Source organism: Marinilabiliales bacterium, from assembly GCA_007695015.1.
In the GTDB taxonomy this organism is placed as follows: Bacteria; Bacteroidota; Bacteroidia; order Bacteroidales; family PUMT01; genus PXAP01.
The window spans coordinates 1-7,365 of sequence record REEN01000096.1; the positions used below are offsets into that span (position 1 = coordinate 1).

The following is a 7,365-nucleotide window of genomic DNA, read 5'->3' on the forward strand; positions in this document are numbered from 1 at the left end:
TTCAAGGCGGTGCAGATAGGCGGCCCGTCGGGCGGCTGCGTACCACACTACCTGTCCGACACCCCGGTCGATTTTGAATCGCTTATCGATGCAGGGGCAATGATGGGGAGCGGGGGACTGGTGGTGCTCGACAGCGGCGACTGCATGGTGGATATGGCAAGGTACTTCCTCTCATTCACCCAATCAGAGTCCTGCGGCAAATGCACCTTCTGCAGGGTCGGCACCCGCAGGATGCTGAACATCCTCGACAGGCTTTGCAGCGGAAAGGCTAAGTCCGGCGAGCTGGATGAGCTGGAGACCCTGGCCGTGCAAGTCAAGGCGGGAAGCTTGTGCGGGCTCGGCAAGACGGCACCTAACCCGGTGCTTTCAACCATCAGGTATTTCCGCGACGAGTATGAGGCGCACCTTGAAGGCAGGTGCCCTACGGGTAAGTGCAAGGATTTGATTACATATTATGTCGACGACGAATGTATAGGCTGCACCATATGTGCGCAGAAGTGCCCGGTCGATGCAATAGAATTCAGGCCGCATGAAAAGCATGAAATAGATAAACAGGAATGCACAAGATGCGACATATGCAGGGAAGCCTGCCCCTCAGGTGCAGTTAAGGTAAAGTAACAGATGATTAAGCTCAGGATAAATAACAGGGAGATTGAGGCAAAAAAGGGAATGACCGTCCTCGAAGCGGCTGCACGCGAGGGTATTGAGATCCCGGCAATGTGCTATAACAGCGATGCCGGCCATTTCGCCTCCTGCATGGTGTGCGTAGTAAAAGAACAAAACTCATCCTCGCTGATCCCATCCTGCTCAGCCCTGGCTGCAGAAGGAATGGAAATAACAACCGATGACCAGCAGATACAGGAGGCAAGAAAAACGGCCATCGAACTGCTGCTGTCTGAGCATGCAGGGGATTGTGAAGCGCCGTGCCGCATTGCCTGCCCCGCCAATATGGACATCCCGCTTATGAACCGGTTCCTTGCAGAGGGTGATGCGAACAAGGCGCTAGAGGTTGTAATGAAAGATATTGCAATGCCGTCGGTCCTCGGCAGGATCTGTCCGGCTCCCTGCGAAGGGGCATGCCACCGCAAGGGTGTTGACGAGCCGGTCTCAATATGCGTTCTCAAACAGTTCGCCGGCGATGAGGGCAATATTGAGGTAAGGCAGGCACCGCCAAAAGAGGGCAGGATTGCCGTCATTGGAGCGGGCGTCGCGGGACTTTCGGCCGTCTGGTATTTACAGGTAAAAGGGTTTGGCTGCACCCTGTTCGACAGCAATCCCCAACCTGGAGGCGCCCTGAGATACGAGATCGGCGAAAAGACTCTCGACAGGGAAGTGCTCGACAGGGAAACCGGGTTTATCATCGATTCCGGTGTGGAGTACCATCCCGGCACCAAAGTGGATAAAGTCCGTTTTGATAAGATAGTGAAGGAATATGATGCCGTGGTGGTTGCTACCGGCAATTTCACTGAAGAGATCGGCAACTGGGGCCTCGCAAATAACGGTAAGCAGGTGACAGTCGACAAACAGAGCTACCGGACAAGTATCCCGAATGTCTTTGCAATCGGGAATGTCAACCGCAGCACCAGGCTTGCCATCAGGTCGGCTGCCCAGGGCAAGGAGGTGGCCTTCAGCATTGAACAGTTCCTTACAGGGTCTGAGCCTGAGGGAGAACCAAAACCATTCAACTCGCGAATTGGCCGGCTGCGCGAAACAGAGTTTCCGGTTTATATGAACGGCATCTCAGCGACAAAAAGGGTTGAGGCGGCGGATAAGGACAGCGGGGGATTTACCGCCGCTGAGGCGGCCCGTGAGGCATTACGCTGCATGCATTGCGAATGCCTGAAGCCTTCAGGATGCATACTGAGAAGCATGGCCCAAATGTACGGGGCCTCGCAGAGGAGGTTCAACCTCGAAGAGAGAAAACCGGTCAAAAAGACAACAGGCCATGACACTGTTGTGTTTGAACCGGGCAAATGCATCAGGTGCGGCATATGTGTCAGGCTTGCCGCTAAATATCACGAGAGGCCCGGATTAACATACATAGGAAGGGGATATGATGTAGAGATAGCAGTGCCTTTTGACGAAAACATCAAAGACGCAATTAAAAAAGCCGGCTCCATACTGGCAGGAGCCTGCCCCACCGGGGCCATCGCACTCAAGGCCGGCGAAAGTTCAAAAAGCCGGGATATTAAAGCCACATGAGCTAAAGTAAACAAAAAGAATATGAATTACCTGACAAACGTAATTAATTGATTATTAACTTCATTAACTTGCCTGATAAAGATGCAAAATCCTGGACAAACTATTAAACACTTGCGTAATGAACAATAACCATATCAACCAGCTCAGCCAACGATATTACCCGATATTGATCGTCATTATTATATTGACAGCCACGGGCATGACTCCGCTGCAGGCACAGCAGGATGACGGCGACTGGAAAAATTACAGGGGCAATGCACGGCTCACGGGCACAACAGAGAGTCCGATCCCCTCCAGTCCCCAAACATTGTGGACCTTCGATGCAGGATTCGACCTCAAATCCTCCCCTGTCATTTCCAACTCCAGGATTGTCATTGGCTCGGGAAACGGTATGGTCTACTGCCTCACTATTGACGGCAAGCTTATCTGGCAATACGAAACCGGCAACACCATCGAGGCCCCTGCCCTGATTTACAATAACAGGGTATATATAGGTAACCTGCAGGGTTCCATCTTCTGCCTGGACCTGGATAACGGAAATCTTATATGGGAATATAAAACTGATAACCAGGTATCGGCGGCCCCCAATATCTGGTCAGACGGTACACGGGACATACTGCTGGTAGGAAGCTACGACTACTACCTGCACGCCATCGATCCCGAAACAGGCAGCTCCATATGGAAATATGAACTGTACAACTACCTCCATTCCGCCGTGGCAATAGAGAACGACCTGGCAGTGTTCGGTGGTTGCGACGGCTATCTCCACAGGGTGGACCTGCGCAGGGGCGACGGGCTGCCCGAGATTGAGATAGCCAGCTACGTGGCAGGCTCCCCGGCACTTGAAGAAGGTATTGCCTATATAGGCGATTACGACGGGGTCTTCAGCGCCGTGAACTACCTGAGTGGGGATATCCTCTGGAGATGGACCGATGAGGAGAGGCAGCTTCCCTTCGTCGCCTCCCCGGCAATACATGGCGACAGGATCATAATCGGGAACAGGGACAGATTTGTCTACAGCCTTGATAAAAAGACGGGCGAGGTTCAGTGGCGGACAAACACGGGAAGCAGGGTCGAATCGTCGGCGGTTACCGACGGCAGGCAGGTGCTTGTCGCCAACATGCGGGGAGACATTATGCTTCTCGACATCAATACCGGCAGAAGGCTGTGGATGTTTGAAACGGGAAGCGCGGTATCGGGCAGTCCCGCGATATCAGGAAACCGGATCGTGCTGGGGACAAACGACGGCACGGTGTGGTGCTTTGGCAACTAAATCCATTGAATTACAACATTGAACAAGATTATACACAAAAAAATAACCAGAAACTTAGGCGGCCGGCCATAGCATCTGACCGTTAAAGCTAAATAAGTAATAATGAAGATAGTTCACATAATACCAGGATCAGGAGGAAGTTTTTACTGCGGTAACTGCCTGCGCGACAGCAAATATTACAGCTCAATAAAAAAGCTGGGGCATGATGTGCTTAAAGTCCCCATGTACCTGCCCCTGTTCAGCCATGATATTAACAATGAAGATGTACCGGTCTTCTACGGGGCGGTGAGCCTCTACCTGAAACAAAACTACCCTTTCTTTAAAAAAGCGCCTAAGTGGGTTGACAGCATGCTGAACACCAGGCCGGTGCTTAAACAGGCAGCCAGGATGGCAGGGTCAACACGCGCAAAGGGACTTGAGGAGATGACCATCTCGATGCTGCTGGGCGAGCACGGTGACCAGGCAGAGGAGCTCGAGAAGATGATACGGTGGATGGAAGAGCATTACAGGCCTGATGTGATCCACCTCTCGAATGCGTTGTTACTGGGACTTGCGGGAAGGCTGAAAAGTCGCCTCGGCGTGCCGGTGGTATGCTCGCTCCAGGATGAGGATGTATGGGTCGATGTAATGTCGGAGGCCAGCCGCGAAGCAGTATGGAAACTGATGAGTGAAAAAGCCGGTGATGTTGCCGCTTTTGTATCGGTAAGCCATTACTTTACCGGACTTATGAAGGAAAAGATGAGCCTTGATGACACCAAAGTCCATACGCTGCACCTTGGTGTTGATCCCGGCGACTACACCTTCATCAATTCGGCAGAAAAAGAGCGGTCCATCGGATTCCTCTCACGCATGAATGAGTGTAACGGACTTGATATACTGGTTGATGCCTTTATCCTGCTGAAAAATGACATGAAGAACCATGACGTAAGGCTCTATGTGAGCGGCGGGCACACCGGCGATGACCACCAGTATATTAAAAAGCAGAAAAAGAAGATCATAGAAGCCGGTGTGGGCAATGATGTTATCTTCCTGGAAAACTTTGAAAATGAGCACAGGCACATCTTTTTCGAGCGTGTATCGGTTCTGTCGGTCCCGGTGCGTAACGGCGAGGCCTTCGGAATCTACCTTACCGAAGCAATGGCAAGCGGCATACCTGTGGTTCAGCCCCACCTGGGAGCCTTCCCTGAGATAATTGAATCAAGCGGCGGGGGATTGATATGTGGAGAAAATACACCACAGAAGCTGGCCGCAGCACTTGAAAAAGTGCTCGGCGACAAGAAGCTGCTTGAGGAGATGAGCCTGAAAGCCCGGAATGGGGTCGAAGAAAAATTCAACATCAACATCCAGGCTGCCAAACTGGTTGACATTTACCAGGAAATGACAAAATAGCATATGTTAACGGCAACTGCATTTACCACATGTCGGCTTTCCGGTATGAGTTTTTTTATTCATCGACCTGTATTCACTTGGTGACACTCCCGATGAATACAGGGCTTTGAATTGACAACAAGCCTTTTGCCAGAATTATATATAAACTCACAAACAGGATTATTAACCTCAGTATGCCCGGCCTTAACCTCTCCTTCGTGTCAGCAGGCTGACCACCACGATAAGTATGACGGCGCCGGGAAAGGCAGGGATCAGCTCATAGACGCCGGTCTGCTCCTTGAACAGCAGGTACCAGCCAATGCAGATAGCCGCGCCCCCGATCATGCCGGCGGCAATTCCTTCCCTGGTAGCCCCCTTCCAGAAAAGCGACATGACAAGCGCAGGCCCGAACGCTGCACCCAGTCCCCCCCACGCAAAAAGCACCAGCCAGAAAACCAGGTCCTCTGCAACCCATGCAAGCATAAGCGCAAGAATGCCGGAAAGTATGACAACCGCCCTGCTCAGGTACATTTTCCGCTTCTCATCAATCTGCCTTTTCCGGGCAATAACCTTTTCGTAAAGATCCCTTGCAAAGGTCGATGCCACGACCAGGAGCTGGGAGTCGGCCGTTGAGAGAATAGCGGCAAACACCCCTCCCACAAGCAGTCCGTACAGTACAGGCCCGAAGTAACCCGAAGAGAGCACCAGGTATATCATCTCAGGGTCCTCATCGGGCAGGCGGCTGATCTCCGGCACAAGCAGACGCCCGACAAGTCCGATGCTCACCGCCCCGATACCCAGGATAATGTTCCAGCAGGTGCCGAATATGGCCGAATATTTAAGCTGCACGGGGTCCTTGATCGACATGTACCTTATCACCATATGGGGCTGTCCGGGCGAACCCAGTCCGATCCCTATGAACCCGATGATAACACCGGCGCCCAGCGAGAACAGGTCCAGGTGAGCGGGGCTCAGGCCCATGAGCATCTCCCGTAAAATCCCAATCCCGCCTATATTAACGATCCCCACTACCGGCAGCACCACGAGCCCCACGAGCATTATAAGAGCCCTCACCACATCATTGTATGCCACGGCCACATAACCCCCGAGCACCATATAGATCATCACCAGCAGTCCCGATATGACAAGCGAAAGAGCCAGCGGCATGTCCATTGCCGTGGAGAGCGACTTGGCCCCGGCATTGAACTGCGCGGCCACATATGCCGTGATGAAGATTATCATGATAACAACCCCGGTAATGCGCAGCAGCCTGGTCTTATCATTAAACCTCGATTCAAAATAGTCGAGCAGGGTGATAGAATCATATCTCTGTGTCTCTTTCCTCAGCCTCCGGCCCAGGTATATGAACTGCCATGCCTCTACCATGGTATAACCCACTATGGCCCAGATAGCGCCTACACCCGAAACATAGGCCATCCCGCTCACCCCGAGCACCAGCCACGAAGACCGGCCCGACGACACGGCCGAGAGTCCGACGACAAAAGCACTCATGGTCCTTCCGCCAATAAAGAAATCGGACTGGCTGCGGGTGCGCAGCATGGCAAGGAGCCCGACGGCAACCGGTATTAACAGTGTTATTATAAAGATGGTGAGCGCCAGCGGATCGCTCAGCTTATCATAAATATCTTCAGCCATAACAAGCCTTTTAATTATCTCAACATACCGGATGGCAAATTATAAAATCTGTTAAGCTTTTCCAAGAATACAAGGTAATTGACTATTTTTACACTATACCGGTCGTGCACTCCGCAAACCGCACATGCCGGCCCGGCGTCGCCGGAAACCCTAAATCAGAAAACTGATGCTGCTCGAAATAGAGGATGTTTCAAAATCATTTAAAAGCCGTTACGGGAAAACGCTGCGCGAGGTGCTGCGCGGTGCAGGCCTTTCCCTGCGGCAGGGCGAAAAGATAGCCATTGCCGGCCCCTCCGGATCAGGCAAGACTACCCTGCTGAACCTGGCAGGCACCCTTGACTTCCCCGATAAGGGAGAGATATTTTTTAAGGAGAGATCCCTTTCGGGGATGGATACGGCAGAGCTGGCCGGCTTCAGGAACCGGGAGGTAGGGTTCGTGTTCCAGTTTCACCACCTGCTGCCCCAGCTCACGCTGTGGGAAAACGTGCTGATACCGGCTCTCCCTGTTAACGGCGACAAAAAAGATATCTACAGACGGGCTGAAGAGCTGCTCCGGGAAACTGGTTTGTGGGATATAAGGCACCAGAAGCCCGGCGAGCTGTCCGGTGGCGAGTGCCAGCGCACAGCCGTGGTAAGGGCGCTGGTAAACGGCCCTTCGCTGCTGCTGGCAGATGAGCCGACCGGGTCGCTCGACAGCGAAAATGCGGAGATGCTGACAAAGCTGCTGATCCGGCTGGGCGAAAAAGAGAACCTGGGAATGATCGTGGTAACGCACTCCATGGAGATAGCATCGCGAATGGACAGGATATACAACCTCAAAGACGGCAGGCTGGAGGAGGCACAGTGATCAGCGCTTACGAAACAGC

6 protein-coding genes are annotated in these 7,365 nt (G+C 52.7%); 5 read left to right on the forward strand and 1 reads right to left on the reverse strand.

All coding sequences use genetic code 11. From position 1 onward, the window contains the following. From EA408_12670 to EA408_12685, 4 genes are all read left to right on the forward strand, one after another. A partial coding sequence (locus EA408_12670; protein ID TVR69379.1) for a 4Fe-4S dicluster domain-containing protein occupies window positions 1-618 on the forward strand: 618 nt, incomplete at its 5' end. Between the two features lie 3 nt (window positions 619-621). Then, window positions 622-2,202, forward strand: a complete 1,581-nt coding sequence (locus EA408_12675; GenBank protein ID TVR69380.1) for a hypothetical protein — start codon at window positions 622-624, stop codon at window positions 2,200-2,202. Window positions 2,203-2,320: 118 nt separating this feature from the next. After that, entirely contained in the window at window positions 2,321-3,475 is a 1,155-nt protein-coding gene (locus EA408_12680; GenBank protein ID TVR69381.1) for a hypothetical protein, read from the forward strand. 102 nt (window positions 3,476-3,577) lie between these two features. Next, window positions 3,578-4,864, forward strand: a complete 1,287-nt coding sequence (locus EA408_12685) for a glycosyltransferase (GenBank protein ID TVR69382.1) — start codon at window positions 3,578-3,580, stop codon at window positions 4,862-4,864. A gap of 183 nt (window positions 4,865-5,047) precedes the next feature. On the opposite strand, the gene EA408_12690 is transcribed toward EA408_12685, so the two are convergent. Next, complete coding sequence (locus EA408_12690; GenBank protein ID TVR69383.1) at window positions 5,048-6,499, reverse strand: sodium/proline symporter; 1,452 nt, start codon at window positions 6,497-6,499, stop codon at window positions 5,048-5,050. 166 nt (window positions 6,500-6,665) lie between these two features. Between EA408_12690 and EA408_12695 the strand changes: the two genes are divergently transcribed. After that, window positions 6,666-7,346, forward strand: a complete 681-nt coding sequence (locus EA408_12695; protein TVR69384.1) for an ABC transporter ATP-binding protein — start codon at window positions 6,666-6,668, stop codon at window positions 7,344-7,346. Window positions 7,347-7,365: the final 19 nt, after the last annotated feature.

What these genes read in the sequence shown, in the direction of transcription:
- EA408_12675 (TVR69380.1), top strand. Translation starts at nt 622, where the DNA reads ATGATTAAGCTCAGGATAAATAACAGGGAGATTGAGGCAAAAAAGGGA.
- EA408_12680 (TVR69381.1), top strand. Translation starts at nt 2,321, where the DNA reads ATGAACAATAACCATATCAACCAGCTCAGCCAACGATATTACCCGATA.
- EA408_12685 (TVR69382.1), top strand. Translation starts at nt 3,578, where the DNA reads ATGAAGATAGTTCACATAATACCAGGATCAGGAGGAAGTTTTTACTGC.
- EA408_12690 (TVR69383.1), bottom strand. Translation starts at nt 6,499, where the DNA reads ATGGCTGAAGATATTTATGATAAGCTGAGCGATCCGCTGGCGCTCACC.
- EA408_12695 (TVR69384.1), top strand. Translation starts at nt 6,666, where the DNA reads ATGCTGCTCGAAATAGAGGATGTTTCAAAATCATTTAAAAGCCGTTAC.